The sequence below is a fragment of the Bradyrhizobium sp. 157 genome, from assembly GCF_023073815.1.
Taxonomy (GTDB): domain Bacteria; phylum Pseudomonadota; class Alphaproteobacteria; order Rhizobiales; family Xanthobacteraceae; genus Bradyrhizobium.
This window is the reverse complement of record NZ_JADPKF010000091.1, coordinates 311,070-337,619: the sequence shown is the minus strand read 5'-3', so window position 1 is coordinate 337,619 and position 26,550 is coordinate 311,070. Positions and strand designations below refer to the sequence as shown.

Here is a 26,550-nt window from a genome sequence, read left to right as displayed (position 1 = left end):
ATGCAAATGCAAAACACCAGTGGCGATAACTTGCTTCTCGATGTTCGGGACCTCGAGACACATTTTTACGGCGAAGAAAGTGTTACTCGCGCCTTGGGTGGTATCAGCTTCCAAGTGAAGAGGGGCGAAACGTTGGGCGTTGTTGGCGAATCCGGATGCGGAAAGAGCGTCACTGCGCTCTCAATTCTTCGCCTCTTGCCGAAGCTGACAGCGAAGACCGTTGGCGGCGAGATACGCTTTCACGGACGTGACCTCCTAAAACTCTCCGAACGCGAGATACGAAAAATCCGCGGTGACCGAATCGCCATGATCTTCCAGGAACCTATGACGAGCCTGAGCCCGGTTCACACCGTCGGCCACCAAATCGCCGAGGCCGTGCAGATCCACACGAAGGCCTCCCGCTCCGATGCGATGGCAAAGTCGCTGAAGATGCTCCATCTCGTCCGCATCGCAGACCCCGAGCGGCGCCTTGATAGCTATCCCCATGAAATGTCAGGTGGCATGCGCCAGCGTGTCATGATCGCTATGGCTCTTGCCTGCTCACCCGAGCTGCTGATTGCAGACGAGCCAACGACAGCGCTTGACGTTACCATGCAAGCGCAGATCCTGCGGCTGATCATCGATCTGAAAAAGCGTATGGGAACGGCCGTGATGTTCATCACGCATGATTTGGGCGTTGTGGCGGAGACGTGCCAACGCGTGATTGTCATGTATGCTGGCCGGATTGTGGAGCAAGCGAGCGTATTGGACTTGTTCGCGCGCCCTGCGCATCCCTACACCCAGGGCCTGATGCGCTCGGTCCCTGACCCACGGCATGGCCGGCGGCAACGCCTTCCCGAGATTCCCGGAATTGTGCCAAGCCTGCGTGAGCCGATCATTGGCTGCAGCTTCGCTCCCCGCTGCCCCTTCGCCATGGACATTTGCCGCGAAAAGACGCCCACCATGCGTGACGTCAGACCGAGCCATGCCGCGGCCTGCTGGCGTTCCGAAGAGGTCCTGGGAGCATGAGCGGTCCGCTGTTGAAAGTCGAGAACCTGACCAAGCATTACGGGCGCGCTACAGGGATCCTAAAGAAGCGCGAGCCGGCAGTGCGGGCTGTGGAGGATGTCTCCTTTGCGGTGGACCAAGGAGAGACGCTCTGCGTCGTCGGTGAGTCCGGCTGCGGCAAGTCCACGGTCGCGCGCCTCTTGATGCGGATCGTCGAGCCGACAGCCGGGCGCGTGATCATCGACGGGGTTGACATTGCCGGCCTCAAGACGCACGCGCTTCGGTCATGGCGCCGCCGAATGCAAATGGTCTTTCAGGATCCTTACTCGTCACTAAACCCGCGCCTCACGGCCGGGCAGATCATCACCGAACCCGTAGAGAATTTCGAGCGACTCAGCCGGAGGCAACGGCAAGCACTTGCGGCGGAGCTTCTGCTAAAGGTGGGAATGGCGGCCGATATGATGCACAGGCTGCCATCCGAGTTCTCGGGCGGGCAGCGGCAGCGGCTCGGCATCGCGCGGGCGCTGGCCCTCCAGCCCTCACTCATCATCGCAGATGAGGCAGTGTCGGCGCTTGACGTTTCCGTGCAGGCACAGGTCTTGAACCTGCTCATGGACCTCCAGCGGCAGCTGGGTATCGCTTTCGTCTTCATCTCGCATGATCTGAGCGTCGTGCAGCATATCGGTCATCGCGTCGCCGTCATGTATCTCGGCCGGATCGTCGAACTCGCCTCGAGCGAGGCCCTCTTTGGCATGCCTATCCATCCCTACACCGAGTCACTAATCGCGGCAGCTCCAGTGCCGGATCCCACGCGGGTTCGACACGAGGTGCGGGTGGAGGGCGAGGTGCCAAGTGCTATCAATCCGCCAAGTGGGTGCGCGTTCCACCCGCGCTGCCCGCTCGCGATCGAGCGCTGCCGCATTGAGAGACCCCCTTTGGTGCCGATGGCAGACGGCCGCGAAGTGGCCTGTCATGTGCGCGCTCCGCGCTAGAAAAAAAGACCGATCGACCTGAGGCGGTAAATCCTGAATTGCCGCTTTCGGCCGGGCGGAGCGATTCACGGTTCGGCCATCCCCTGGCGAACTCGATCATTCCTTCGGTCGCCGATCTAATCAAGGCGAACAAGAGCTGTTTCGGCAAGAAAGCGGAAGCGTTAGAAAGGGGTTCTAATGAAATTAAGCGAATATATTGATTATGATGCGAGGGAGTTAGCCTCGCTTGTGCGGGTAGGAGACGTTACGCCCTTGGAATTGACGCAGCTAGCCCGCAGTGCGCATGATCAGGTCAGTTCTCGCATCAATGCCATCATCGAGTTCTACGAAGACGCCGAAACTTTGGTGGCCGTGAATGGCGGGGCCTTCCATGGCGTGCCTTTTCTTCGCAAGGATCTTGGCGCACCCGAAGCGGGTCGTCTCCAGGAATGCGGGAGCCGACTGTTCAAAGGCCATCGTCCTCAAACGGATAGCTACTTCATACGCCGGGCGCGTGAATCGGGACTTCGTATTGTTGGGAGAACAACCGTGCCGGAATTCGGCATGTCTGGGATGAGCGAGTCCATCATCCATGGAATTACCGGCAATCCATGGAATTTGGAGCGCTCCGCGCGCGGTTCATCTTCTGGAGCGGCGGCGGCCGCGGCTTCGGGCATTACTCCTATGGCGCATGGGATGATGGTGGCGGATCGATTCGCATTCCCGCCGCTTGGTGTGGTCTTGTCGGATTAAACCCATCGCGCGGGCGCGTCTCCGGTGGCCCAAACAAACAGGACAGATCGTTCGGCCTTTCGCGCGACTTTGTTCTATGTCGGATAGTGCGCGACATGGCCGCCGCGCTCGACACCTTTTCGGGCCCTCATCCGGGCGATCCTTTCATCATCATCCAGCCACATCGAACATACATGGAGGAACTTTCGCAGCCGACCGGAACTCTCAAGGTGGGAGTCGCCACGACTGGATGGGCGCGGCCAACTTAGAGCCTGAGGTGCAACAAGCGGTCGAGGCGACCGCTGCATTGCTTGAGGAAATGGGGCACACTCTGATCGAGATTCCAACCCCATACGATCTCAATGAATACTATAAAGGGTTTGCTGGCCGATCAAAATTCAGCGCCGACTCGCTTGAACACGAGGTTCGAGCACTGGGACGACCTATCGATTCGAGCACCTTAGAGCCGCTTAGCCTTAAGCTCTATGAATTTGGCAGGACCGCTCAATCGGCTTCCCTGGGAGACAAGTTTGAAGCTTGGCGGATTACGCGATTCCGCGTGGGTGAGGCGATCGATCCCTTCGATATTCTGCTGACTCCGACTATGCGCGTTGTGGCGCCGCCAAACGATTCTATATATTGCGCGCCACAAGCGAGACCCTCTCCATAGATGAATACATGGAAGGGGCGCGTGCCCTCTTTCCGTATATGGGTGTCTTCAATGTAACTGGTCATCCATCGGTTTCGCTGCCTTTAGCGCAGAGCGCTGGTGGGCTCCCGATAGGTATTCAGATCGTTGGTCGCTTTGGCGACGAGGCCACGTTGGTCCATGTCGCACGCGATTTGGAGCAAGCCAGGCCGTGGCGTCACCGGCGGCCACCGGTTAGAGCAGGAGCGATCTGAAATTGTTGGTGGCGCAGCCCCGGGGGCGGGAAGCAATGGAGAAGTCGCGAGGAAGCAAGGCAATGGAGAGATGACCCGGTTCGATACGGCCGACGATGGATTCACCGATCGCAGCGGTATCGCCTTTTCGTGACCATGCATCAGCGTTCGCAGCCAAACGGAAAAGGCGGTCAAATCTTACGGCGGATGCAACAGTCCTCAGTACGCATCCGGTGACGGCCCCTGGTCAGGTCATCTTGAGTGGATGGCTGACCGCGCTTATGCGGCGTGAGCAACGTTCTGAGGTCGCCAATTCCAGGGCAGGAGTTCGTGGATGCGCTTGGCGGGATGATCCGGCAGGCGGGCCAGCACGTCGGCGAGCCAAGGCTGTGGATCGATGTCGTTGAGCTTGGCGGTGGCGATGAGGGTGTAGATCGCAGCCGCACGCCGGCCGCCTTCATCGGAGCCGGCGAAGGTCCAGTTTCTTCTGCCCACGGCGACAGCCCGTAGCTCGCGCTCGGCTGCATTGTTCGACATGCACAGCCGCCCGTCATCAAGGAAGCGGGTAAATGCGTCCCAGCGGCTGAGGCAGTAGTTGATTGCCTTGGTTGTATCGTTGTTCCTGGAGAGCTTGGCGCGCTGTTCGCGCAACCACGCCTGCAGCTCGACGATCAGAGGATAGCTACGCTCCTGGCGCACGCGCCGGCGCTCCTGTGGAGCAAGACCGTTGATCTCACGTTCGATGGCGAACAGGACATCGATGCGCTTGACGCCCTCGGCCGCGATCGGCGCCTTGCTGAGCCGTGCCAGATCAAAGAACTTGCTCCTGCCGTGCGCCCAGCATGCGGCCTCGATGATTGGACCTCCTTTGCGGTTGGCCTCGTAGAGCTTGCCGAACCCGGCGTAGGCGTCGGCCTGCATCAGTCCGGCATAGCCTGCCAGATGCTGCTCCGGATGCTCACCACCACGATCCGGCGAATAGTAGAACACGGCCGCTGGCGGATCTGGCCCGGCAAACGGGCGGTCGTCGCGCACATAGGTCCAGAGCCGGCCGGTCCGGGTCTTGCCCTTGGCCAGGACCGGTACCGTGGTGTCGTCCGCGTGGATGCGTTCGGCCGCAAAGACATGGCTTCGGATCGCCTCGACCAGCGGCATCAGGGTTGCAGCGGAGGCTCCCACCCAGTCTGCCAGGGTCGAGACATCGAGGTCGATGCCCTCGCGCCGGTAGACGTCGCTCTGACGATGGAGCGGCAGGTGCAGGCCGTATTTGGCGAACAGGACATGGGCCAGCAGCCTGGGCCCTAAACGCCCACGCGCGATCGGGTGCGAGGGGGCCGGCGGCTGGGTGATCGCCTCGCAGGCCCGACAGACGAACTTCTCGCGCACGTGCTGGATCACCTTCCACTGGCGCGGAACGAGCTCCAGCGTCTCGGTCACGTCCTCGCCGAGCTTGCGCAACCGGCTATCGCCGCAGCATGGGCAAGTCGCGGGCACCGGATAGACAAGGCGCTCCCGCGGCAAATGCTCCGGCAGCGGCCGGCGGGCTGGCTTGCGGCGCTCGAACGATGGCACCGCAATCTTCTCGGCTGCCATCTGCGCCGCGGTCTCGGCTTGCGCCGCGTTCTCCTCCAGGTCGGCGAGCTGTAGCTCGAGCTGGTCCAGCAATGCGCCTCGCTCGGAGGACTGTCCGAACTGCTCGTGCCGCAGCTTCTTGATCGTGAGCTTGAGCTTCTCGATCAGCAGTGTCCGTGCCTGAGCTTCCGCCTCCGCGGCCAAGCGGGCCGCTCGCTCGGCGTGCAGCATCGCCTTCAGCGTGGTCACATCGTCGGGGAGAGAATCATCGGCGCCCATCGCCGACCAGAGAATCACAAGACGCGGTCTCTGTCCGGACTGCCGATCGTGCCATCGACTCAAATCACAGCGATCAGCCGGCCGCCTGCGGCCGCCACGTGTGTTGCGGCATCCGCCAGTCAATGCCCTCCAGCAAGTAGCCGAGCTGGGCTGGGGTGATTGTCACCACGCCATCAGCCGACGATGGCCAGAGAAAGCGGCCGCGCTCCAATCCACACCCGTACGGCGGGCGGAATGGGGATCACCGCAGCCGTCCATCTGCCAGTGCCGCGACCGCGGCCTTCAGCGTCGCCGCGTCGACCGTGCCGTAAGCCTCCGAGGAGAGACGCCTTGCGCTGGGCTGGCCTGATAGTTGAGAACTGTACGTATGGACAGCCATACGATCAGTGCGCTGAATCGACTTGAGGTGGTGGATACGGGCCGGCGGCGGCGTTGGTCTGAGGAGGAGAAGGCGCGGATTGTTTTGGAAAGCATGTCCGAGCCGCGTCTGGTTGCGGCGACGGCGCGTCGATATGGCCTGTCGCGTTCTCTGCTGGTGACCTGGCGAAGGGCGTTCGCAGCGAACCGGGCCCAATCCGGGGCTGGCTTTGTCAGAGCGGTTGTGGCGGAGGATGGGCCGGTTAGGTCGGCGGCACTTTCGTCGCAGGGCGCTACATCGCATGCGACGGAGCGGCGAATTGAGATCGAGCTGACGGGTGGACGGCGCATCATTGTCGACGCGAGCGTCGACGTTGAGGCGCTTGGCAGGATCGTCGAGGTTCTGGATCGGCGATGATTCCAATCCCTACAGGAGTTCGGGTGTGGTTGGCGACGGGCCACACCGACATGCGCAAAGGCTTCGCCTCATTGTCGTTGCAGGTGCAAGAGGTGCTGCGCCGCGATCCGCTGAGTGGTCATCTGTTCTGCTTCCGCGGGCGCCGAGGCGATCTCTTGAAGGTGATCTGGCATGATGGCCAGGGGGCGTGCCTGTTTACGAAGAAACTGGAGAGAGGTCGTTTTATCTGGCCGTCGCTGGCGGACGGCGTGGTGTCGATCTCGCAGGCACAGATGAGCTATCTGTTGTCCGGCATCGATTGGCGCAACCCCCAGGATACCTGGCGTCCCACGAGCGTGGGCTGAGAGTTTGTCGTTTGAGTTTGGCGGCGAATATGATTCCATCTGGTTATGGACTCCACCGCCGACCAACTGCCGCCTGATCTTGCCGCCGCGCATGCGATGATCCTGGCGGAGCGCGCGGCCAGGCTAGCGGCGGAAGCCAAGCTCGCTGAAGCAGCCAATGCCCAGGCGAAGCAATCGAGCACCGAAGCGCTGATTGCCCACCTCAAGCTCGAGATCGAGAAGCTGCGGCGGACACTTTATGGAACGCGCTCGGAGCGATCGGCGCGACTGCTCGATCAGCTAGAGCTGGAACTTGAGGAACTCGAGGCGACCGCGACTGAAGATGAACTTGCGGCCGAGAGGGCGGCGGAAAAGACGCAGAGGGTGCGTTCGTTTGAGCGCAAGCGGCCGGTTCGCCAACCCTTCCCCGATGACATTGAGCGAGAGCGCGTGGTCCTTCCGGCTCCGACGCAATGTCCCTGCTGCGGGTCAGCGCGACTATCGAAGCTCGGCGAAAGCGTGACCTCGACACTGGAGGAGATCCCGCGCCGATTCAAGGTGATCGACACGGTGCGGGAGAAGTTCAGTTGCCGAGACTGCGAGGCGATCACGCAACCGCCGGCACCCTTCCATGCGACGCCACGGGGTTACATTGGACCCCAGCTTCTGGCGACGATCCTGTTCGACAAGTTCGGCCAACATCAGCCGTTAAACCGACAGAGCCAGCGCTTCAAATGCGAAGGGATCGACCTGTCGGTCTCGACGCTGGCGGACCAGGTGGGCGCCGGAGCCTTTGCGGTCAGGCCGATCTTTGAACTAATCGAAGCCTATGTACTCTCCGCTGACAGGCTTCACGGCGACGACACCAAGATCCCGATCCTAGCGAAGGGGAAGGCGGACACTGGCCGGATTTGGACCTATGTCCGCGACGATCGGCCATTTGGCGGGCAAGGTCCACCAGCGGCGCTGTTTTACGCCTCACGCGATCGGCGTGGTGAGCACCCGGCAAGGCATCTTCAGAGCTTCGCCGGAATCCTTCAGGCCGACGCCATAGCGGGTTCAATGCTCTCTTCGATCCCGGACGCAAGGCGTCGCCGGCCACGGCCGCCTTCTGTTGGGCACACGGCCGGAGGGCGTTCTTCGAACTGGCCGATATCGCCCAGAACGCGCGGCGCGGACGTTCCGCGACGGCGATCTCGCCCATTGCGCTGGAAGCGGTTCGTCGGATTGACCAGCTGTTCGAGATCGAGCGCGAGATCTATGGGCGTAGCGCTGAGGAGCGGCTGCGGCTTCGGCGGGAGAGAAGCGCGCCGCTGTTGACCGATCTTGAGGCTTGGCTGCGGGCAGAATCTGCCCGGCTCTCGCGTTCGTCCAATGTGATCAAGCCGATCAACTATCTGCTCAACCGATGGGATGGCTTTGCCCGCTTTGTCCATGACGGAAGGATCTGCCTGACCAACAATGCGGCCGAGCGAGCGCTGCGCGGTTTTGCGCTGGGAAGGAAAGCATGGTTGTTCGCGGGCTCCGATCGCGGCGCCGACCGGGCTGCCGTGATGGCGACGCTCATCATGACGGCGCGGCTCAACAACATCGACCCGAAAGCCTGGCTGGCCGACTTCCTCGCTCGCATTGCCGACGTGCCACAAAGCCGGCTACACGATTTATTGCCGTGGAACTGGACGCCTACCACATCGACGTCCTCCGCTCAGGCGGCATAGCCATGCACGTCAACAAAGTTCATGCCGTCTTCACAATCGGTCGCGTCGCAAACGACCTCGGCGAAGACGAGGACTGGCTCTGGGACGTGGCCAACGGAATGGACACAGAGGACGGCGTCATCTGGGTTTATGGCATGGGTGACGACGGCGTCATGGCGTTCACCGACTTCGGCATCGAAAACCTGATCGAGCTCATCAGAATACATAAGGAAAACCCCGAACCCCTCAAGCGGTGAAATCGGTGGTCCACTGTCCGCGGCTTAGCTCGGATGGATACACCGTGCCCGTGATCCGCATCCGAGCCCCGGCCGCAAACTCGATCTCGATCGCGCCGCCGCCGGCCGGCCCGACCGGACCAAGCGTCGGCGCCGATTCCGCGACCACCATCGCCGGTACGAAGCCTGTTTGATGGGCGGCATCCTTCGGCTCGGGGCGAAACGACCGTCGCCATCGGAGCAGCAATGAGCGCGAAACGCCATATCGCCGCGCCGTCGCCGCGACCTGACGCGGCGCCTGTAAGCTCTCCAGGACAATCTTGAGCTTCTCATCCTCGGACCAGCGCCGCCGCCGGCCTGTATCCACTACTTCGAGCCGTTCAACCTGGGCACTGCGCCTATCACTGTCCATAAGGACAGTTCTCAAAAACACGCATCACTCGGCAAGGCGGCCTTCACCGGACGGATACAGTCCTCAGATCGCAATCCGTAATTATCCGGTGGTACCGCCGCTGCGGCCCGGTAAGACTACGTCGATGTTTCCAGGCCGCGCGAACTTGGAAGGTCGCTATAAAATTGCAGATCTTTTTGGCAGGAGGCGGTTATGCCGAAGCCGCCGCCACTCCCGGCATCCAGTGCCTGCTCTTCTTGGAGCGAACGCGGCCGAAGGCGTGCCAGACGCGCAATCTCGGCATCGGCCCTTCTTCACGGCTGAGGCTCGGCGCGAAGCGTACATCATCCCTGCAGGCGAGAAAGATATCAGCTCGTCGATGCCATTGCCAGCCGGCAGAGGTCCGAGATGCAATAGACTGGGAGCTTCGCAATGCGGCGGATCGCCGGAGCGACAATCGGAAAGGCCGCGCATTCAAACAGGATGGTTGCGATCTCCGGATGCTTTGCGCGGAGACGCTCGATGCAGTTGGCGACATCTGCTTCAATTGCGGCAACATCCAAGGGCGGCGCCGGACGTTTCAGTTCGTCATGCCAGAACTTGCCCCCTTCGATGCCGCCGACTACGACCCTCACTCGTTCAGACCGATCATCGATTCCAAGCAGATCTTCGCTGCAATAGGTAGAGTCATATGTCAGGACAGCGATCTTTGCGCGCGTCGGCAATTGACGGAGCAATGTAGGTAAGAGCAGCAGGCTTGACATGACAACCGGCACGTCGACCGAAGCAGCCACTGCTGATTGATGCCGGACAGAGAAACCGCAGGTCGAACTTATCGCGACCGCGCCCCGATCGACTAGTCGTCGAGCCGCGGCGATGAAGGCTGGCTCGAGTGCCGGATCGCCACTAACGACGTTCTCGACCCAAGCTCCCGTGACGGTTTCCGAAATAGTCGGAAAATCGAATGTCGCCGGATTCAACATTGAGCCGGGCGCCGGAACAGGCGGAGTGGCGCCGGGTGCCAGCCCGCGTTCGAGGTGCAATATGCCGAGAGAGCGTGGTGCCAAGTGCGAGTTCATACCTTAAGCCTAACAGCAATCTAGAGCAGAATTCTGCAAAGAGAGCCTCTCATATAGCCGAATTTCTGCGTTTGTCCGACGAGCCGGTGCGCGAGCTCGAAAGATTACAGGCGCCAAAAGTCCAGATATCGTGCGGTAGTTGATTCGATTGGTCTTAGCGATGTCTTTCAAAGCGGCCCGCAATCGCCTATCCAGCCGAAGTGTGCGCCAGCTTCTGCTCTAGCCAGGAAAAAATGTCGTTGTCGCAGGCTGCAAAGTTCTCGAACTCTCCGGCTGGAGTCGGTGCCAGCGGCGGCATCAATAGCTTGAGATCGATCCGCGCCGCTGTGCAGTCAGATTCTAATTTGATGCCTTCCGGAACGCTGACGATGCTGCGTCCACCTGCAACGACCAGAATCGGGCATTTCAAGCGTCGCGCCAATCGCGAGCGATGTGCTGAAGCTAAGTGATCATCCAGCAGGTGAGAGGTTTCCGTCATCCACGAGACGGATGCCAGGGTACGAGTCCAATTCCACAAGCCGCCATCGCAAACCGCCGCAGCAATGCGGCGATCCGCCAGCGCCGATTCGGTTGCTAATGCGGCCGACAGGCCTTCACCGTAGACCCCGATTCGAGACGCATCGACTTCGTGGCGAGCAGTTAAATAATCCAAGCAAGAAGAAAGAATTTCTGATCGGCCATGCCGACTCGTCGAAACGTCATCGTAAGCGACAACAAGAGCAGCCATGCCTCGGCTTGCGATCACCGGCAGGAGTCGTCCAAGCAGCATCGCTCCCGTTTCGTCTTCCCTGCTTATGCAAATCACTGCTGGAGCACATTCGCCGGGCCGGCCGGCCGACACGTAGTAGGAAGGCAGCTTGCATTCATCCCAAGAGGCGATTTCGACGCGGCGCACCCTCTGCTCGAGAGATCCAAATTGGCTGATGCCAGCTTCCAGTTTGGCCAAAACGTCCCCCGTTTGTGGATCGTCTTTGTCGACCAGTCGCCTGGCGACTTCAAATGCGGTTAGTGCGCAAAGCCAGGATTCGGCCGCCGCATCGAAGGCGCCCCGTTCGACATTCAGGTCTCCGACAGTGAGCGTCTCCGATGTTCGTCCATCTTGCGACAAAGTGCCGCCGACTGGTCGCCTCGGCCAGTCACCGTTGATTGGCAGCCTTCAGCTTCTGCTGATGTTGACTCTAGATTCTAACGCTCATCAAAGCTGAGGCTCTTCGATCTATGGGCCCGCGCCGCCGAATTTCTGCTTTGTTTTATAAAATGCGCAGTATTTCTAATTGCGCGAGGGGCGTTGACCTCAGAAAGTCGGCCTAGTTTGCGCATGGAGCGATCTGAAGCAGAGCATTCCTGCTGCTAGTACTAAGCGGTGGTGCCTGTTTCAGGGCTAGCCATCAATTGAGTCAATCTTCCACTTTTCAAGACGCGGCTGCGCAAGCGTCGCGACGCATCTTCACTGCCGAGAAGTACGTCTCCAACATATCCCCGTCCGAATGTGATCGGTCATCAGTGCCCGGCCCAACGGGGCCGCACGGGCGAGTGGTAAAATGGAGAGCTCGAGAGCGGCAAGGCATGCTCGACGATCCCAATCCGACGACGCGCGATGGCATCCGCGATCGCGCAATGCTGCACGTGGCCATCTGCGCAGGGCTGCGTGTCTCCAAGCTGACGGGCCTCAAGGTCGATGACTATATCTGCCTTTGATGAGCAGCCGCGTACTCGGCAAGGGACGCCGGGAGCGGACGCTGCCGTTGTGGAAGCTGGCCGCCGCTGCACTGCGTTCCCGGTTGGCCATCCGCGGGCAGGTCGCGATACCCGCGGTGTTGGTCGGAGCCGCAATGCGTAGACGATCTGGTTCAGCACCTCGAGTTGGTGGTTGCTAGGGGATGTGCTGGCCGGCGGCCGGGAGAACGACCGAAATACCGGATCACGCTACGGCTGTTGCGCAACTGCCTCCGCACGCAATGCTTCGACGAATGCACCTCGCTTCTTTCGGTTATCCTCAATTTGCGCCTCCGGCCAGACCGAATTGATCGCGACAACCACTCTGTCCTGGGGGTACACGAAAATCGCCTGACCGGCATGGCCCAGCGCCGCATAGCCGTTCTTGAGAACCCACCAAGAGTAACCATAACCCGCGAGTCCGCTCTCAGCCTCCTCAGATTCCGGCTCAAAGGTCACGCGGACGTTCGTCGCATCTGCCACCCAGCCAGGCGGCAGGACCTGACGATCGCCTGCCATGCCGCCCTCCAACATGAATTGGCCAATGCGTGCATAGTCGCGAAGTGACATGCAGATCCCGAGACCGCCAAATTCGTGGCCGGCCGAATTGACCCTCCAGAACGCGTCGTTCTCCATTCCGTATGGTTGCCAGAGCTTCTCTGACAAATACTCTGACAGGGACCTGTCGATCGCGTTGGAAAGCAGGACCCCGGCCAGATTGGTTTCCGCGGTCTTGTAGACGAATTTGGCGCCTGCCTGATCAGCCCTAGACACGCCGCGCATGTAGGCGACGGTCGGATCGACCCCATCCACAAAGCCTCCGGAGAATAATTCGACACAGGCGTCCGAATTTGGATCGTTCCAATCCTCATTCCACTTCACGCCGGATGTCATCGTCAGAAGATGGCGGATCGTCACGCCATCGTAGGCGCTGCCTTTCAGCTCATGAACGTAGTCGGTCACCAGCGAATCCAGGCTCTTGATGTACCCATCCTGGATCGCTGCACCGACCAGAATCGAGGTGACGGACTTCGTAACCGACTGTGAATCCCACTTATCGTTTACGGTGCGGCAGAGCCCATAACGCTCGAGAACCACAAAGCCATCTTTCAGCACAAGAAAGCCGGAGACGCGCTGCGCTTCCATATAGCGATCCACATCCATGGCCTCTCCCATGCAGGTCCAATGGGGTGAGATCTGACGGATGGAGAAGGGAAGTTGCCGGACAATCTCCCCACGGCTAACTATACGTCCCGGAAACAACCTGGGAATCTCCCGATACCCAACGATCTGTTCGTTCGAAGTCCACTTGCTTTTCCTACGACTACTCGGGAGCGATGCGATCTGACGACATGTCTTGGCGGTAGGCGACTGTGCTTCCGCCGCGCTTGTTCGTAAAATCAGCGCAGGCTTCTGGTCGCTGCCAGCAGCAGAGCACATTGATGGTTTCGGGTCCGACATTCGCTGCTCCATTATTTCTTCGGCTCATAATTGCCGAGCAAGGGCAATGACTATTCGTACGCTTCAGGGGCCGAAGTTTTTCTTTGTTTTCCAGGTGAGGCGACGCAGAATTTATGCGCGAAAAGTGCCAAGTATGACTGTAAACCCAAGCCCGCGTGTGGTGGATGGCGAGAGATGCTACAAGGCTCTGTTGCAGACCGGCGGCAAAGGCCAGACGATCGCTTTTTCGTCAAGTCCCTGTGCAGCCACAACGGAAAAGAAATTCGCCGAACAGTTCGTGCCAATACGAGGGCTGTTTCGCATCTTGTGACAGTGACAGCTCTCTTGGCGAACGCGCGCGGCCGGACGCGCGGCTGGCTAAAGTGGATCCGGCAAGTCAACGACGGGGCGCGTTATCCTGCGTCTTTACGACCCCAGCAGCCGCCGCATCGTGTTTGATATGCTGGACATCACCCATTGGCAGGGCAACAGGCTGCGCCGGATTCGCCCGCGCATGCAGATGATCGTGCAGGGCCCACAGGCGTGTCTCAATCCTCATCAAGAATGCGTCCCTGGCATCGATCGAAAGCACCGCTATAATAGCCCCAGATTCAGTTTTTGGTGTGCAAGCCGGCTATTCTTGGCAATCGAGGTTAGACGTTTGTTGAGGTAGTCCAAAGACTCTACGTCCAGACCAGCAAGCATCGTTGAATTTAGCGCTTGTCTCTTTTCTGACAGCTTCGCCATTTCCGTTCGAGCCTTTTGAGTCAGCGAGATCTGCAGGAACCTCGCATCATCGGGCGATATCACGCGGGCGAGGAGCTCCATCTGTTCGAGTTTCTTTGTTTGGTTTGTTACGAAGGCGGCATGGATCCGCAATTTGCTTGCAACTGCAATCCCGGAGACGCCACGACCATCGTCGAGTTCGTCAATGGCCATAAGGATTAGCCATTGCGGTTCGGTTATTCCTAACAGCTCCGCCCAGCTCTTGTGTATTTCCTCGAGTTGAGAGTGGATCTCGACGATGTTCCAGATCAGGTCTCTAACGGCTCGATCGAATTGTTCTTTTTCGGCCATGTTTGCTTTCGCGCTTGCTCATTGTCGCGAGGGAAGAGCCGTCGTGAACGACTCAGGGGGAGGCGGTAGCAGATCCTATCCATCGCAAGTTGCCCGAAACAGGTGCATACAACATAGGCACCATGTAAGATAGCAATTGACCTATACAATTAACTATGTATATTGTTTCTCGATCGTTTAGGGCCAAACCCGGCGGTCGCTGCTCTAATTCCTCCAGTCAAACCCCCGAGATGCCCCTCGGGGGTTTCGTTTTTTGGGCCTGTGGCTGCTGTTTCGATGCACTTTTACGCGCAATTAGCGGTATGTTGCTCAAATGCAACATGAGTCATCAATTCAGTAGCAACACAAATTAATTAATTGCACCAATTGATGATAGAAACTAAACGTGGTTGCGACAGCGAGGGGTCCTCGAAGTCGTTCCGTCGAGCACCCGCCTTGGGGCGAGGGTGACAGAGCGGATCTTTGAAGGACGGAAACGCGGTTTTCCAACTTGGAGGGTCATCGATGAAAGTGGTGAAGGGTATTATCCTTGGGTCTGCGGCAATGTTCGCAGGGGCTGGAGCGCAGGCTGCCGATCTCCCCGTCAAGGCCAAGGCGATCGAATACGTAAAGATCTGCTCGCTGTATGGCGCCGGCTTCTACTACGTCCCGGGTACTGACACGTGCATCAAGCTGGGTGGTTATCTGCGTGCCGATACCGTATTCGCCACCAGCATTGATTTTGACGCTGCCGGCAATGGTGTGGCTGGTGCGCGGAACCGCCTCAGCAACTACTACACGACCAGGGCCCGTCAAGCTCTGCGAATCGATACGCGCACTGCGACCGAGTACGGTGTCGTCCGGACCTTCTTCGAGGGGGTGTTCACCTGGACCAGCGGTACCTATACAGGCGCTGGCACAACTGGTGTGAATGGCTCGACATCCTATACTTCTTCGCCCGGTTCTCAGATCGCTGGTGGTTCGCTCGGTGTTTACTACGCCTTCATCCAGTTCGCGGGATTCACCTTCGGTAAGGCAGAGTCGCAGTTTAGAACACCCTGGGCCCAGTATCCGGCGAACAACTTCGAGCTGCCGGGCAGCGGTGGCTGGGACCCCGTGAACCAGATCACGTATACAGCCGATTTCGGTCAGGGCATTACGGCTTCGTTCTCAGCCCAAGATCAAGCCGCCAATTATACGACCAATATCTGGAACGTAAGCGGCGCGACGGCTGCAGGTCTTGCCGCCGGTGCGTACGGCGCCAATGACATCGGCGGTTCACGAGCACCCGATCTCGTCGCGATGGTTCGTGTTGACCAGGCTTGGGGCCTGTTCCAGGCGTCGGTCGCGGCCCATAACAGTCATGCTGGCTACTATGGCGCGTCCGAAGTCACTGGCCATCCGAGCGACAAGTGGGGCTGGGCTGGACAGTTAGCATTGTCGATCAAGAATATTCCGACTGGCCCGGGTGACACAATCAACTTGACAGGCGTGTACACCAACGGTGCGAGCCGGTACAACTTCCAGGACTATATGTCGACCACTTACGCTATGTATGGTAGTACGAGCGTTGCTGGTGCGTACCAGAGCTTGGGCATTGCTGGTGTATCTGACTCCGTCTTCGTCACCGGTGCCGGCCAGGAGTTGACCACGACGTATGGCTTCAACGGCGGCTATACCCACAACTGGGATCCGTATTGGAATACGTCCGTCTTCGGTGCGTGGGCTGCTGTGCGGTATAACAACACGGCCAAGGGCTATATCTGCGGGGCCTTCGTCGCAAATCTAGCGCTCTCGAGCGGCGTTGGCGGGTGTAACCCCGACTTCAACTACGCGGTGGTTGGCACGAAAACGTCCTGGACTCCGGTCAGGGGCCTGACTTTTACGGGTGAGCTTGCGTATATGATGCTCGACCAAAAGTATGCGAGCGGAAGCACCGTGACCCTTCCGCTTCAGTCGGGTGTCGCAAAGCCTGGTGCGGTGTATGAGCTGAAGGACCAGAACAGCTTGGTGCTGCTGCTCCGCGCTCAGCGCAATTTCTAAGTCGTTACTTTAGCGAAAGGAGCAAGGAACAGGCTCTCAACTGACCTCCAAGAAGGCCTCCGGCATGCCCGCTGGGGGCCTTTCTCGTTAAATTTTGACTTCCCCCTATGCGACTCGATTGGTCAGCTTCGAAAAGTCGTTCACGTCTTCGCGTGGGTCGGGCTGGTTCCGAAGCAGAAGTCCAGTGTGGTGGCAGGGACAGGCTTGGCGGCATCAGCAAGCAAGCCGCCGCTTATTTGCGTATCCTGTTTACCGTTGGCGTACTCGCCGTAGTCCGCTACGCAAAATCGATCGCGCCAGGCATCGGCCTTGGCTTAGGGACTGCTGGGGCGGCGACCGACCACGGTCGTCGCGTCCCGCTCGCCAACAGGCTCGCCAGGATGGCTTGGGCGATGGCGGCCAGGAAACAGCGCTACCGGGAACCGGCCACTCTGGCGGCCTAAACGAGATCGCGCCGCTGATTCCGGCGTCACGTAACCGTTGGAAGGACGAATAGTACTTGATGCAGTGCCGTCGATCCGGCGAAGCTTCTTTGTCAACCCGGAGCCGTCCACACATGGCGCCATGACCACCTCAAATGTGAGGCTCAGGTGCAAGTCGAAGGGCTTATGCGAACGGAGGAAAATCGGAAGAGGTTGGGTACCTGCTTCGATGCGCGAGCACGCATAGATCAGGGAGGCAAGCTAATATGTAGTTCGCTTCGCCCCGCGGGGCTTCGAGTGTGGCAGCCGGCGCTTACCCAATGACAAACGCAGGATTTCGACGGATATATCTCTTATTTAGAGGAATTCACCTTTCTCAGGTTCTCTATAGTCCTGCTCTTAAGACATTTAAGGTCTTCGAGGACATGTGCGGCAAGCGTCCCCTAAAGTTCGAGCGGAATGGAGATCTGCTTTGCAGATGAAGTGACGCGATGGTCGGTTAAGACCCAAGGAGCTAAGATAATGTCCATCAACAAAGGACCTCAGGTGTTTCCGCGCGCGGAGTACTTGCGAAGGCTTGCCGCAGTAAAAGCAGAAATGGTCAAGCGGGAGGTGGAAGCCCTCGTCGTCACCTTCGATCGAAGCATCAATTACCTGACCGGCTACACCGCGCGATCTGCCTATGTCCCGCAAGCCCTTGTGATCTCGCTTCACGAAGAGGAGCCGACGCTCATCCTGCGTCTTATGGATGTGCCAGCGGGCATACATCTGACATTTCTGGAGCGAAACAAGATCATTGGATATCCCGAATCGCTCGTTGGCAATCCCGAGAAGGATGGTTACGACGCCGTCATCGATTTTCTTCAGGAAGCCAACCTTGTGAACCGCGGGGTCGGACTCGAAATGGGGCAGCTTCCAGCGCGAGCGGCAGAAAATTTCAAGAAGCGACTGCCGGCTGCCAGATTCGTGGATTGTACGCACGTCGTCACATGGATTCGCGTCATCAAGTCTGATCTTGAAATAGCTCTCATGAAAGAGGCCGCCGCGATTGCCGATGCGGGTATGATGCGGGCTGCCGATGTCATACGTCCAGGAGTGCATGAGGCTGACGCCGTCGCCGAGATCCTTTCAACGTTAGCGCGCGGTGCAAATCGCAAGCACGGAACGGGGATTGCGAATATCTTCATGTGCTCCTCGCCGCGTACGGGTACTTGCCATATCACCTGGAGCGACGACATCTTTCGCCAAGGCTCGCAGGTCAACCTGGAACTGGGAGGCGTGCGGCACACCTATACTGCGGCAGTCATGCGAACGTTTTCGATTGGCAAGCCCTCCGACCGCTTGTGCCGACTCCATGACGCGGAAGTGGCTGGTTTGGAAGCCGCGTTGGACAAGGTCCGCCCGGGAGCAACATGCCACGATGTTGCTCAGGCATTCAATCGTACGATCGGTAAGCAGGGTTTTCAGAAGGAATCCCGCTGTGGTTATGGCATCGGCATCGATTGGAACGAGGCCGTTACGAGCCTCAAGGAAGGCGACATGACCGTGCTAAAGCCAAACATGACGTTCCATCTCATGCTGGGCAACTGGATCGACGAAGATTTTGGCTATGTCATCAGCGAAACCTTCCGGGTCACAGAATCCGGCGCCGACGTATTGACCCGTGTGCCACGCAAAATTTTCCAGATCTAACCCGACTGCGGGGACTTCCGATCACGAGCCCGCCGCTGGCAGGCCCTTTACCTTGACTCCTTCTGGACGTTGCTGCTTGCTGATGCGTGGGCCTCATAGTTTCAGTTTGTGGTTGCCGCTCTGATCCGGCTCAAGGCACTCACTTTTGCGATCCCTTGTCCCATCGGGATGGTCGCGGACTCTTGCGATGTGGTTTTCGCGCGCAAGCTGGTCTTCTCGATTTTGGACCCGCCCCCGATCTTGAACATCCGTAAGACCAACCGGGGCGGCTTCGAGCCGGGGAAGACAATAGCCGCGCGCTCACCGGCATCCTGCAGAATTTCCACAACGTCGGCTCAATTTTCGCAGCTATCCGGCCCAAACCCGCGTTAAGATTTGTGCCTCTGGAGCGGAGAAAAACAGACATGGGCGAGGAGATGCAAGGTTCTTCGAGGGTGCACATCAACCGTGATCAGTTGAAATCGGTGCAAGGTCAAATCGCCTTTGCTCGACGTTCGCCGAGCGAGAAGGCTCCAGCAATTGTCGTGCGGGGATCCGATGGGCCCTTGGTGAGCTATGACGTCACCATACGGGACGCGCGTCCGATCGTGGACGAACTCTCCCTCGACAGGGAAGGGTTTACTCTCGTTCAGCACAAGATTTCCTGTGCAAGCGAACGTGATCCGGAAGTCATGCGCGACAGGTATCTCGAAGAAATGGTCCCGTTCATCAAGGACTATTTCAAAGCGTCCTGGGTTGTACCCAAGCGAGACGCCGCTATCATTCGCTCTGCTGGCGGGAATTCTGTTCCGCCGGCAGAGAAGGGAACTGGTCTCGTCAGGCCGTATGTGGCCAGCTTTGCTCATATCGATTATGCGCCGATCGCCGGCCCGGTGATGGCCGCGCGGGAAGACCAACTCCAGGGCATTCCGATCCGGGCCTATTCTCGATTGATGATCATTCAAACCTGGCATGCTCTCTCGGAGCCTCCGCAGGATTTTCCCTTGGCGTTCTGCGATGGCAACTCGGTGGTGGATACCGACCTGGTCGATACCGTTTACGAGGACTATGACGTCAAGCATAAGACGTGGCTTGTTCACTACAGTCCAGTTCACCGCTGGTATTACTTCCCTGAGATGACCTCGGACGAGTTCGCTCTCTTCAAGGGATATGATTCCGAAGACGATCACAATCCGCGGTCCGCTCACGCGGCGTTCGACAATCGTCGCGCTTACCCAAATGCGAAACCCCGCAAGAGTGTCGAGGCTCGCTTCTTCGTATACTACGACTGAAGCAGTGAGGGCGGTTTCTCGGACTCGAAATCGATACGCAAGTTCATAGGAAACTTGCCGCAGTCCAGATGGAGGGGAGACGTTCCTTCGATGAGCACAGTTCTGATCACGGGCGCGAACCGAGGAATCGGCCTTGCACTTGCGCGGGAATACGCGACCGACAGTGCTGATGTTTTTGCCTGCTGCCGCGATCCAGCAAAGGCCAACGACCTCAAAGAACTCGCCGCCTCATCCAGTGGTCGCGTGCGGGTCATCCCACTCGATGTAGCTGAAGAGTCCTCGATCGCCTCCCTTAAGCGCACCGTCGGCGAACAGCCAGTCGACATTCTCATCAACAATGCCGGAATCAGCGGTCTATCCGCCGACCGAATCGAGGCCGATGGCTATATGACCACGATGCGCGTCAACGCCCTGGCGCCAATGCTGATCGCGCAGATCCTGCACGACAACTTGAGAAGCAGCACCCAGAAGAAGCTGGTGGCAATCACCAGCATTATGGGCTCGACCAGCAGCGCCAGCGGCGGCAAGTACGCCTATCGGGCTTCGAAGGCGGCACTCAACAATGGCATGCGTGGTTTGTCGCGCGGCTGGGCTCGCGATGGGATCCTGGTGGCGTTACTGAATCCCGGTTATGTGCAAACAGAAATGGTGAAGGGTCAGGTTGCTTTCATATCGGCTGAGGAGTGTGCGCGCGGCCTCATCGCTCGGATCGCGGAGCTCACGCCAGCGACTAGTGGTGTTTTTCAGGATTACCGCGGCGTGAAGATTCGCTGGTGAACGTTTCACTTCAGGCCAATCCATCGATACCCAACCCAACTAGCATGGCCGCCTAACTATGGGAGGTCGGGATTGCCAGCCGCGGACGCCCTCGGAAACAAGATCGTGTGGACGCATTCTCTCCTGCACCACAGGACGTCGTCGATAACAGTCCTCTATTCGGACTAAGGGGCGGGCGTCCGCCGAGCGGTCCGGGATTCTTTCTTTTGGAGCTTGATGAGCTCGAGCTTGAGCCGCCGATATCTGCCCCTGCCAGCGGCGCTGCGCCGTGATCTGGCAACCTCGGCACGGTCGCGGATCGCAGGTGCGGTCAACCAGCGGAGGATGACGGCATTGGTTGCGGCCTTGTCCGAGGGACGACGGCTGCGGCGACCTCGCTTTCCGGTGGAGGCGCGTATCCCCGCCAACAGGCTAGACCGAGATGCGTAAAAGGCTTTCCCTGAGCTCGCGCTTCAGGTCCAGGAGATAATGCTGCCATTCCTCAAGTGATCATGTTTGGCGGGACGCGACGATACTTGCTGAAGATGATTTGGCCCCGCACCATGCCGCCGAAACGTGCCTAGAGCGCGCCCTTATTGGCGCGCGGATCTGGTTGAGAAGGTCTTCGCCGCTTCATCAGCCGAACATGCTAGCTATTCGTGGGCAAGCATTGGATGAGATCTCCTTCAGAACAAAGCTCGAATTTGGGACGACAAAGTCGCGCTTGGCGCGGCTTTGTCACCATGTCCTGCGGCTTGTCCGAGGGCTCTGTACGCGAGTGCACGATCCAGCTTTTCGCTCTTGCAGCCGGGGAATTCGAACGCGATCCAGATGAGTCTAGGCGTTTGAAACCCCTTAGGGTCGAATTGAGCCGTGGCTAAAGCGTCAGACCACCATCTATGACGATCGTCTGTCCTGTGATCATGGGCGCTGCGAAGCCCAGATAGACGATCGTTTCGGCAATATCCTCGGGAACGCATCTGCGCCGCAGGGGGGTACGCTCAATAGAGCTTTGCCTTTGCGCTTCCGTCCACTCGATCTGCCAGGTGCTATCAACCGCGCCCGGCGCCACCGCGTTAATCCGGATCTCTGGTGCGAGACCTTGAGCAAGATGGCGCGTGATCGCAATGATGCCGGCCTTGCTTGCCGCATAAGCCAAACTGGATCCTCTCGAGGTCAATGCTGACACTGAGGCCAAGCTTACGACCGCGCCTTTGGATTGTCTCAACGACGGTGCAGCGGCGCGCGTGCATCGGAAAAGCCCGATGAGGTTCGTGTCCAACACAGCCGACCACAGCTCGTCAGTAATGAGGTCGAGCTCGGAAGACGAAATGGATTTGCGTGCTCCCGGCGTGCCGGCATTGTTAACGAGAAGGTCGAGCCCACCCATCTTGTCGACGGCAGAATTTACGATTTCTGCCTCTTTCCCACTACCTATGGCGCCTGCGACGCCGAATACGTCGTAACCGTCCGCGCGGAGCTTGCTCACCTCCTCAGGCCCCCTTGGATCGTCGGGAAGGTGATTCAGCGAAACGGTGCACCCTGCCTGTGCCAGCCGCTTCAAAGTCGCCAAGCCGATGCCTGACGCTGCACCGCTGACGAGCGCTCTTTTTCCCGACAGTTCGTAGCGGATCATGGTCTCTCCTTTTTTGCGTTCTCTCACAAGTGAACTCGTCAGGCGCGCCGCGACGGCGGCCGAGGGTTGACGCGACTTTTTATATCATATAAAAAGCTCGTGCAACGCGAGATACCCGTCGCGACAGCTATCGTGGACAGATGGGTGCCGCTCGCTGTTTTCCAGGCGTAATCGACCAAACCGACAGGGTAGAAATGGACGATTTGAAGTTGCCTTCTAATCCCGCGCTCGCCCCAGCCCGCCGCATGACCGGCGGGCGCTTCATTGCCGAAACCATCAAGGCCAAGGGTATCTCTCACGTCTTCTTCATGGATGCCGTTCTGCGGCGGGCGCTAACCGAGATGGAAGATCTCGGTATCAAGCGGATTCTCGGGCACTCCGAAAAGGGAATCGCATACATGGCTGACGGCTATGCACGCGCATTGCGTCGCCCGGCCGTCTGCATGGCACAGTCCGTCGGCGCCGCCAATCTTGCCGCGGCTCTCCAGGAGTCCTGGTTTGCCTACTCGCCCGTTGTCGCGTTGACGGGTCGCCACGCAGCCAACTACCAGTACCGAAACGCCTATCAAGAACTTCCACACGAGTCGCTTTACGCCTCCGTCACGAAGTTCAGAGGTCGAGTGGATGAGGTGGCGCAATTGCCCCATCTCCTTCGTCAAGCATTCAGAGAGGCGACCACCGGTGCCTCCCGCCCTGTCCATCTCGACATCGCCGGCTATACGGGCGACATCGTTGGCGCCGCCGAATTCACGGCCGCCATCTTCCCCGAAGAAACCTTCGCAAAGGTGCCGGCTTTCCGTCTCTCTCCGGATCCCGAATCGCTCAGTCGTGCTGCGGCCGCGATCGCGGCTTCGGAGCGCCCTGTGATTCTTGCAGGCGCGGGCTTAATGATGTCGGGAGCCGAAGGGGCGCTGAAGGCGTTCGTCGAACACCACGGAATTCCCGTCGTGATGTCCCTTGACGCGAAGTACGCCCTTCCGGAGTTTCATCCGCAAAATGGAGGAGTAGCCGGGACCTACTCGCGGAGCTGTGCAAACAAGATCCTGCATGATGCGGACCTTGTCATGTTCGTCGGCAGCGATACGGGTGACATGATCACGAACCACTGGAAGCTGCCGAGGCCAGAGACGCAGATCGTACAGATCGACATCGATCCAGCGGAGCTTGGTCGCAACTTTCCCGAAGCGATTGGTGTAAACGGTGACCCGAAAGCGGTTCTCGAGCGCCTTGACTCGGAACTGCCATTCCGTGCGCCAGCAAGTTGGCAGCGAAAGGTTGCTGATTTCGTCGCCGAATGGCGGGCCGAAGCGGATATCGCGCGATCGTCTGACGCGACGCCGATCAGGCCGGAGCGTCTGTGCCGGGAGATCTCGGACTGGCTTCCGAAAAACGCAATGCTGGTGGCCGATACCGGGTACGCATCGCACTGGAGCGGAACGCTCGTCTATCTCACCGACCCCGCTCAGGGGTATCTGCGAGCCGCCGGCTCGTTGGGATGGGCCTTTCCCGCTTCGCTCGGCGTCCAGTGCGCTATGCCAGACCGCCCCGTCGTCTGCTTAACCGGTGATGGCGGCTTTATGTATCATCTTCCCGAGCTGGAAACGGCTAGGCGATATGGCCTTAACGTGATCACGATCGTGAACAACAATCATTGCCTTGGACAGGGCAGAAGAAACATCGACATCGCCTACGAAGGAAGGAAAGGCAATAAAGAGGAGATCTTTGCCTACCGAGACACGGATTTCGCGCAAATCGCGCGCGATTTCGACTGCTTCGGTGTGCGCGTGGAGAAGCCCGGTGACTTGGCCAAGGCTTTCGACGATGCGCGCCGGTCCGGTAAGCCCGCAGTTATTGACGTGGTGACGGACTTTGAGGCGCTCGCTCCCTTGCCCTGGACCCCGCCCTCCGGAAGCTAGGCCGGCGTGGACCGTTCAGACATAGAGGGGGCCGTGCGGTCCCTTCATGCTTTTGTAGCGCATTGCACCCGTGGTACACGGTCGTGCCTACAGGGGCAGGCCCATCACGAGTCGCGCGGCGCCGAGACAGGAACGGGTGGAAAATGAGAAAGGAAGGATCTTTAGACGCAAATACCTCTGCTTCCTCATCCACCTTCCTCATGCCGACCGAGGCCGATCGGCTGCACGTGGGGCGTGACAACTTACACGCGCGAGCATATTTGATGCTTCGGAAAGCTCTGATGGCGGGCCGATTCCGGCCGGGTCAGCGGCTTCTCCTGAAGCCATTGGCCGAGGAACTTGGAGTCAGTGTTACACCTGTCAGGGAGGCGCTTCTCCGGTTGGCTTCTGAGCACGGGCTTGTTTCACATCAGTCACGGACGATGATGGTTCCGGTCTTGAGTGTGGCGCGGTTCAGGGAAATTCGCGACATTCGAATCGAGCTTGAAGGACGCGCGGCACAAGCTGCGGCGAACATTATCTCATCGCAGGATGTCTCCGCGTTGGAGAAGATGCATGAGCAGTTGATGCTCGCAAGACGGCAGCGCGATGTGCAGACCGTGCTCTCGATCAACGAGGAATTTCATTTCAGGATCTACAGATCATCAGATTTGCCTGTGGTTTGCGGACTGATCGAAAGCCTATGGGTTCAGATCGGCCCGCTTCTTACGCTCAACGACTTCAGTGAATCCGCAACCGCGAAAGATCATCCTCACCGGTCGATATTGGCGAGCTTGGCGGCAAGAGATGGTGCAGGCGCACGCCTTGCTCTCGCAAACGACATCCTCTGGGCCAGCAAGTACCTGGAGAAGGCCGTCGTCAGGCTGAATGAGCCCGCCGAAGATAAGAAGAAAAAGCGAAATTCGACGTCAACTGTCGGCGCAAACTGACGGTCAACTCCATCAACTGGACCGCTCTTCAAGGGCACTGTGGCCGGGACGTGAACAAACATGCGCGTGAAGAATGCTCAGCACGACCGATCTGGATCGGCCCGCGCGCGTGCACCGCATCGTTCTCATTTTCTGAAGCATGTTTCCGATAACTGAAGAGCTTCCGTGAGTTGGGCGTTTCGTCAGAGAGGCTCATGATGTGCAATGAAAATTGGCACGTGCAGTTCATGTCTATTCTTTGCGTCTCTTTTCCTCTCGCGCGCTGATCGAGACATCTCGCTGTAGCATTGCTCGCGGAGCGGCTGCTGATCGTTGAGGCACTCCCGTAATAGATGCGGGACTGGCCGGCCGTGCTCGTTAATCCTCAGAGATCCATCAATGCTTCCCAAGATCTCGCGGGCGCGCTCGATAAGCTCAAGGAAGCCGGCGAGTAACTCAGTAGCAAGCGAAGAGATTTTCGCCGGAAATCCGCACGCTGCCATCGAATATCGCCGAAATTAATGTCGAGCTCGCTATTATGAGGTCAGGTGTGCTGATTTTGGCAATTTCTCTGATTAGCGCCCAAGGCGTTGCTTTTGGTTCGAAGACCTGATCGCAAAACTGGAGGAGTTGAGTCGTGGCTGATCATAAAGCGACTGCTACCTGAGACAACGAGCCTTTGTGCTCGGCTGGCTGCATTCAACCGAGCTGGTTGAGGATTGACGCTCAACACACTAGGCGGTGCCGGGGAAGAGTGAGGAGTTATGAGAAATCGATACTGGACGTTGCCAGAACAGCCGGTGACTGGGTGGCCACAGGAGAACACGTTCGTGCTGAAGCAGGGCGCGATCCCGGTGCCCGCTTCGAGGCAGGCACTGACCCGGACCATCTATGTGTCTCTCGATCCTTATCAATTGTACTACCAGCGGGAGCGCACCGGTCCGGCCGGCGCGCCGTGCCACGCGCGCACCGTCTCTCAGGTTATCGAGAGCCGGATGAGCGAATTTGCTCCCGGCGATTTCGTCTTCAACACCAACGGCTGGGCCGAATATGCGCTGATTTGGGTGTCTGGCGGCCAAGCTACATGAACCCGCGCAAGCTCGATGCCTCGCTGGGACGCATCTCGCAGTCGGTTGGCGTGCTTGGCATACTGGGGCTGAGCGCCTATGCCGGCAAGGAGCTGATGGCCTCGCCTCGGCCAAGCGAGACCGTGGTGGTCTCGGCGGCTTCGGGCGGGGTCGGCCAGATTGCCGGCAGCTCGCCAAGCAGCGGGGCGCGCGGGTAATTGGGATCGCTGGCCGTGATGCCAAATGCAAGTTCGTGACCGAGGAATTGGGCTTCGACGCCTGCGTCTCCCACCTTTCGCCCACTCTGTCAGCGGATCTCGCCGCCGTTTGCCAAGCCGGCGTTGACGTCTACTTCGAAAATGTCGGGGCCAAGGTGTTCGAGGCGGTGCTCCCGCTGTTCAATCAGGCCGCGCGGATGATCATCTGCGGTCTCATCGCGCACTATGGCGATGCGGACGGAGGTATCGACAGGCGCGCAGCACTGATGAAATTGGGCGAACCGATCTTCAAGGCGAGGCACGTGAGGGTGGGGAACCTCTCGGTGAGCGAGTTCGCGGCACAGCACGACGAGATGTTGGCCTATGTCGCACCCCTGGTGAATGCTGGCAAGATCAAGTACCGCGAGGATATCCGCCAGGGATTGGAGAACATCCCGACCGCTTTCGCCGAACGACCCGACTCGGCATAGTTCGGCGGGCGGCAT

At 59.0% G+C, this 26,550-nt stretch carries 29 protein-coding genes; 21 read left to right on the top strand and 8 right to left on the bottom strand.

The genetic code is table 11. From position 1 onward, the window contains the following. The 6 genes from IVA95_RS28435 (at position 1) to IVA95_RS28415 (ending at position 3,593) form a co-directional block, all read left to right on the top strand. Positions 1–1,008 (top strand): ABC transporter ATP-binding protein, encoded by a 1,008-nt coding sequence (locus IVA95_RS28435; protein WP_247513495.1) that lies wholly within the window; start codon positions 1–3, stop codon positions 1,006–1,008. Continuing rightward, positions 1,005–1,979 carry a dipeptide ABC transporter ATP-binding protein gene (locus tag IVA95_RS28430; protein ID WP_247513494.1) on the top strand — a complete coding sequence of 325 codons (975 nt, stop codon included), beginning with the start codon at positions 1,005–1,007 and terminating at the stop codon, positions 1,977–1,979. Before IVA95_RS28435 ends, IVA95_RS28430 begins: the two co-directional genes overlap by 4 nt. A 177-nt stretch (positions 1,980–2,156) precedes the next feature. Next, complete coding sequence (locus tag IVA95_RS28425; protein ID WP_253075376.1) at positions 2,157–2,711, top strand: amidase family protein; 555 nt, start codon at positions 2,157–2,159, stop codon at positions 2,709–2,711. Then, complete coding sequence (locus tag IVA95_RS38685) at positions 2,600–2,959, top strand: amidase family protein (RefSeq protein WP_346658073.1); 360 nt, start codon at positions 2,600–2,602, stop codon at positions 2,957–2,959. The genes IVA95_RS28425 and IVA95_RS38685 overlap by 112 nt, the downstream gene beginning before the upstream one ends. Next, positions 2,941–3,360, top strand: a complete 420-nt coding sequence (locus IVA95_RS28420; protein WP_247513693.1) for an amidase family protein — start codon at positions 2,941–2,943, stop codon at positions 3,358–3,360. Before IVA95_RS38685 ends, IVA95_RS28420 begins: the two co-directional genes overlap by 19 nt. 8 nt (positions 3,361–3,368) lie before the next feature. Then, positions 3,369–3,593, top strand: a complete 225-nt coding sequence (locus tag IVA95_RS28415) for an amidase family protein (RefSeq protein WP_346658072.1) — start codon at positions 3,369–3,371, stop codon at positions 3,591–3,593. Positions 3,594–3,851: 258 nt separating this feature from the next. Here IVA95_RS28415 and IVA95_RS28410 read toward each other — a convergent pair whose 3' ends face one another. Together IVA95_RS28410 and tnpB (IVA95_RS28405) are read right to left on the bottom strand one after the other, a co-directional pair. Next, positions 3,852–5,423, bottom strand: a complete 1,572-nt coding sequence (locus IVA95_RS28410) for an IS66 family transposase (RefSeq protein WP_247513677.1) — start codon at positions 5,421–5,423, stop codon at positions 3,852–3,854. Positions 5,424–5,496: 73 nt separating this feature from the next. Then, the gene (gene tnpB / locus IVA95_RS28405) at positions 5,497–5,634 is read right to left on the bottom strand and encodes a transposase (RefSeq protein ID WP_249810482.1); all 138 of its coding nucleotides are present in this window, start codon (positions 5,632–5,634) and stop codon (positions 5,497–5,499) included. A gap of 156 nt (positions 5,635–5,790) precedes the next feature. Between tnpB (IVA95_RS28405) and IVA95_RS28400 the strand changes: the two genes are divergently transcribed. From IVA95_RS28400 to IVA95_RS28385, 4 genes are all read left to right on the top strand, one after another. After that, the gene (locus IVA95_RS28400) at positions 5,791–6,198 is read left to right on the top strand and encodes a transposase (protein WP_247513492.1); all 408 of its coding nucleotides are present in this window, start codon (positions 5,791–5,793) and stop codon (positions 6,196–6,198) included. Beyond that, positions 6,195–6,542: an IS66 family insertion sequence element accessory protein TnpB gene (gene tnpB, locus IVA95_RS28395; protein ID WP_040425361.1), complete on the top strand. Its 348-nt coding sequence runs from the start codon at positions 6,195–6,197 to the stop codon at positions 6,540–6,542. Before IVA95_RS28400 ends, tnpB (IVA95_RS28395) begins: the two co-directional genes overlap by 4 nt. 96 nt (positions 6,543–6,638) lie before the next feature. Then, a protein-coding gene (locus tag IVA95_RS28390) for an IS66 family transposase (protein ID WP_247513676.1) occupies positions 6,639–8,239 on the top strand; the annotation gives its coding sequence in 2 pieces (ribosomal slippage) (positions 6,639–7,572 and positions 7,572–8,239; 1,602 coding nt in all). A 2-nt stretch (positions 8,240–8,241) separates the two neighbouring features. Beyond that, positions 8,242–8,475, top strand: a complete 234-nt coding sequence (locus IVA95_RS28385; protein ID WP_019200259.1) for a hypothetical protein — start codon at positions 8,242–8,244, stop codon at positions 8,473–8,475. On the opposite strand, the gene IVA95_RS28380 is transcribed toward IVA95_RS28385, so the two are convergent. The 3 genes from IVA95_RS28380 to IVA95_RS28370 all read right to left on the bottom strand — a co-directional run bounded on the left by IVA95_RS28380 (position 8,465) and on the right by IVA95_RS28370 (position 10,870). Beyond that, positions 8,465–8,866 (bottom strand): transposase, encoded by a 402-nt coding sequence (locus IVA95_RS28380; protein WP_247513491.1) that lies wholly within the window; start codon positions 8,864–8,866, stop codon positions 8,465–8,467. The genes IVA95_RS28385 and IVA95_RS28380 overlap by 11 nt on opposite strands. 347 nt (positions 8,867–9,213) lie before the next feature. Beyond that, positions 9,214–9,828, bottom strand: coding sequence for a hypothetical protein (locus IVA95_RS28375; protein WP_346658061.1), 615 nt, complete (start codon positions 9,826–9,828; stop codon positions 9,214–9,216). 283 nt (positions 9,829–10,111) lie between these two features. Further along, positions 10,112–10,870, bottom strand: a complete 759-nt coding sequence (locus IVA95_RS28370; protein WP_247513489.1) for a hypothetical protein — start codon at positions 10,868–10,870, stop codon at positions 10,112–10,114. Positions 10,871–11,490: 620 nt separating this feature from the next. Between IVA95_RS28370 and IVA95_RS38860 the strand changes: the two genes are divergently transcribed. Then, positions 11,491–11,622, top strand: coding sequence for a hypothetical protein (locus tag IVA95_RS38860; RefSeq protein ID WP_256470303.1), 132 nt, complete (start codon positions 11,491–11,493; stop codon positions 11,620–11,622). A 228-nt stretch (positions 11,623–11,850) separates the two neighbouring features. Here the strand turns inward: IVA95_RS38860 and IVA95_RS28365 are convergent, their stop codons facing one another. After that, the gene (locus IVA95_RS28365; RefSeq protein WP_247513488.1) at positions 11,851–12,804 is read right to left on the bottom strand and encodes a serine hydrolase; all 954 of its coding nucleotides are present in this window, start codon (positions 12,802–12,804) and stop codon (positions 11,851–11,853) included. A 193-nt stretch (positions 12,805–12,997) separates the two neighbouring features. Between IVA95_RS28365 and IVA95_RS28360 the strand changes: the two genes are divergently transcribed. Next, positions 12,998–13,411 (top strand): hypothetical protein, encoded by a 414-nt coding sequence (locus tag IVA95_RS28360; protein WP_247513487.1) that lies wholly within the window; start codon positions 12,998–13,000, stop codon positions 13,409–13,411. A 263-nt stretch (positions 13,412–13,674) separates the two neighbouring features. Here IVA95_RS28360 and IVA95_RS28355 read toward each other — a convergent pair whose 3' ends face one another. Further along, positions 13,675–14,157, bottom strand: a complete 483-nt coding sequence (locus IVA95_RS28355; protein ID WP_247513486.1) for a MarR family transcriptional regulator — start codon at positions 14,155–14,157, stop codon at positions 13,675–13,677. A 504-nt stretch (positions 14,158–14,661) separates the two neighbouring features. Between IVA95_RS28355 and IVA95_RS28350 the strand changes: the two genes are divergently transcribed. The 4 genes from IVA95_RS28350 to IVA95_RS28335 all read left to right on the top strand — a co-directional run bounded on the left by IVA95_RS28350 (position 14,662) and on the right by IVA95_RS28335 (position 20,341). After that, a complete protein-coding gene (locus tag IVA95_RS28350; RefSeq protein WP_247513485.1) occupies positions 14,662–16,179 on the top strand; it encodes a porin in 1,518 nt (505 codons plus the stop codon). A gap of 944 nt (positions 16,180–17,123) precedes the next feature. After that, positions 17,124–18,293, top strand: coding sequence for a Xaa-Pro peptidase family protein (locus IVA95_RS28345; RefSeq protein ID WP_247513484.1), 1,170 nt, complete (start codon positions 17,124–17,126; stop codon positions 18,291–18,293). Between the two features lie 404 nt (positions 18,294–18,697). Then, a complete protein-coding gene (locus IVA95_RS28340) occupies positions 18,698–19,564 on the top strand; it encodes a CmcJ/NvfI family oxidoreductase (protein ID WP_247513483.1) in 867 nt (288 codons plus the stop codon). A 90-nt stretch (positions 19,565–19,654) separates the two neighbouring features. Next, the gene (locus IVA95_RS28335; RefSeq protein WP_247513482.1) at positions 19,655–20,341 is read left to right on the top strand and encodes an SDR family oxidoreductase; all 687 of its coding nucleotides are present in this window, start codon (positions 19,655–19,657) and stop codon (positions 20,339–20,341) included. A gap of 856 nt (positions 20,342–21,197) precedes the next feature. Here IVA95_RS28335 and IVA95_RS28330 read toward each other — a convergent pair. Beyond that, complete coding sequence (locus IVA95_RS28330) at positions 21,198–21,956, bottom strand: SDR family oxidoreductase (protein WP_247513481.1); 759 nt, start codon at positions 21,954–21,956, stop codon at positions 21,198–21,200. A 194-nt stretch (positions 21,957–22,150) separates the two neighbouring features. Here IVA95_RS28330 and IVA95_RS28325 point away from each other — a divergent pair, with 194 nt between their 5' ends. The 5 genes from IVA95_RS28325 to IVA95_RS28305 all read left to right on the top strand — a co-directional run bounded on the left by IVA95_RS28325 (position 22,151) and on the right by IVA95_RS28305 (position 26,535). Further along, complete coding sequence (locus IVA95_RS28325; RefSeq protein WP_247513480.1) at positions 22,151–23,872, top strand: thiamine pyrophosphate-binding protein; 1,722 nt, start codon at positions 22,151–22,153, stop codon at positions 23,870–23,872. Between the two features lie 143 nt (positions 23,873–24,015). After that, on the top strand, positions 24,016–24,801 hold the full coding sequence (locus IVA95_RS28320; protein ID WP_247513479.1) for a GntR family transcriptional regulator: 786 nt from the start codon (positions 24,016–24,018) through the stop codon (positions 24,799–24,801). A 743-nt stretch (positions 24,802–25,544) separates the two neighbouring features. Continuing rightward, complete coding sequence (locus IVA95_RS28315; protein WP_256470302.1) at positions 25,545–25,868, top strand: hypothetical protein; 324 nt, start codon at positions 25,545–25,547, stop codon at positions 25,866–25,868. Further along, positions 25,865–26,065, top strand: coding sequence for a hypothetical protein (locus IVA95_RS28310; RefSeq protein ID WP_247513477.1), 201 nt, complete (start codon positions 25,865–25,867; stop codon positions 26,063–26,065). Before IVA95_RS28315 ends, IVA95_RS28310 begins: the two co-directional genes overlap by 4 nt. Continuing rightward, positions 26,065–26,535, top strand: coding sequence for a zinc-binding dehydrogenase (locus IVA95_RS28305; protein ID WP_346658071.1), 471 nt, complete (start codon positions 26,065–26,067; stop codon positions 26,533–26,535). The genes IVA95_RS28310 and IVA95_RS28305 overlap by 1 nt, the downstream gene beginning before the upstream one ends. Positions 26,536–26,550 lie beyond the last annotated feature (15 nt).

Coding starts and splice junctions, on each gene's coding strand:
- IVA95_RS28435 (WP_247513495.1), top strand. CDS start 1: ATGCAAATGCAAAACACCAGTGGCGATAACTTGCTTCTCGATGTTCGG.
- IVA95_RS28430 (WP_247513494.1), top strand. CDS start 1,005: ATGAGCGGTCCGCTGTTGAAAGTCGAGAACCTGACCAAGCATTACGGG.
- IVA95_RS28425 (WP_253075376.1), top strand. CDS start 2,157: ATGAAATTAAGCGAATATATTGATTATGATGCGAGGGAGTTAGCCTCG.
- IVA95_RS28420 (WP_247513693.1), top strand. CDS start 2,941: ATGGGCGCGGCCAACTTAGAGCCTGAGGTGCAACAAGCGGTCGAGGCG.
- IVA95_RS28415 (WP_346658072.1), top strand. CDS start 3,369: ATGGAAGGGGCGCGTGCCCTCTTTCCGTATATGGGTGTCTTCAATGTA.
- IVA95_RS28410 (WP_247513677.1), bottom strand. CDS start 5,423: ATGGGCGCCGATGATTCTCTCCCCGACGATGTGACCACGCTGAAGGCG.
- IVA95_RS28400 (WP_247513492.1), top strand. CDS start 5,791: ATGGACAGCCATACGATCAGTGCGCTGAATCGACTTGAGGTGGTGGAT.
- tnpB (WP_040425361.1), top strand. CDS start 6,195: ATGATTCCAATCCCTACAGGAGTTCGGGTGTGGTTGGCGACGGGCCAC.
- IVA95_RS28385 (WP_019200259.1), top strand. CDS start 8,242: ATGCACGTCAACAAAGTTCATGCCGTCTTCACAATCGGTCGCGTCGCA.
- IVA95_RS28380 (WP_247513491.1), bottom strand. CDS start 8,866: ATGGACAGTGATAGGCGCAGTGCCCAGGTTGAACGGCTCGAAGTAGTG.
- IVA95_RS28375 (WP_346658061.1), bottom strand. CDS start 9,828: ATGTTGAATCCGGCGACATTCGATTTTCCGACTATTTCGGAAACCGTC.
- IVA95_RS38860 (WP_256470303.1), top strand. CDS start 11,491: ATGCTCGACGATCCCAATCCGACGACGCGCGATGGCATCCGCGATCGC.
- IVA95_RS28365 (WP_247513488.1), bottom strand. CDS start 12,804: ATGGATGTGGATCGCTATATGGAAGCGCAGCGCGTCTCCGGCTTTCTT.
- IVA95_RS28355 (WP_247513486.1), bottom strand. CDS start 14,157: ATGGCCGAAAAAGAACAATTCGATCGAGCCGTTAGAGACCTGATCTGG.
- IVA95_RS28350 (WP_247513485.1), top strand. CDS start 14,662: ATGAAAGTGGTGAAGGGTATTATCCTTGGGTCTGCGGCAATGTTCGCA.
- IVA95_RS28345 (WP_247513484.1), top strand. CDS start 17,124: ATGTCCATCAACAAAGGACCTCAGGTGTTTCCGCGCGCGGAGTACTTG.
- IVA95_RS28340 (WP_247513483.1), top strand. CDS start 18,698: ATGGGCGAGGAGATGCAAGGTTCTTCGAGGGTGCACATCAACCGTGAT.
- IVA95_RS28335 (WP_247513482.1), top strand. CDS start 19,655: ATGAGCACAGTTCTGATCACGGGCGCGAACCGAGGAATCGGCCTTGCA.
- IVA95_RS28330 (WP_247513481.1), bottom strand. CDS start 21,956: ATGATCCGCTACGAACTGTCGGGAAAAAGAGCGCTCGTCAGCGGTGCA.
- IVA95_RS28325 (WP_247513480.1), top strand. CDS start 22,151: ATGGACGATTTGAAGTTGCCTTCTAATCCCGCGCTCGCCCCAGCCCGC.
- IVA95_RS28320 (WP_247513479.1), top strand. CDS start 24,016: ATGAGAAAGGAAGGATCTTTAGACGCAAATACCTCTGCTTCCTCATCC.
- IVA95_RS28315 (WP_256470302.1), top strand. CDS start 25,545: ATGAGAAATCGATACTGGACGTTGCCAGAACAGCCGGTGACTGGGTGG.
- IVA95_RS28310 (WP_247513477.1), top strand. CDS start 25,865: ATGAACCCGCGCAAGCTCGATGCCTCGCTGGGACGCATCTCGCAGTCG.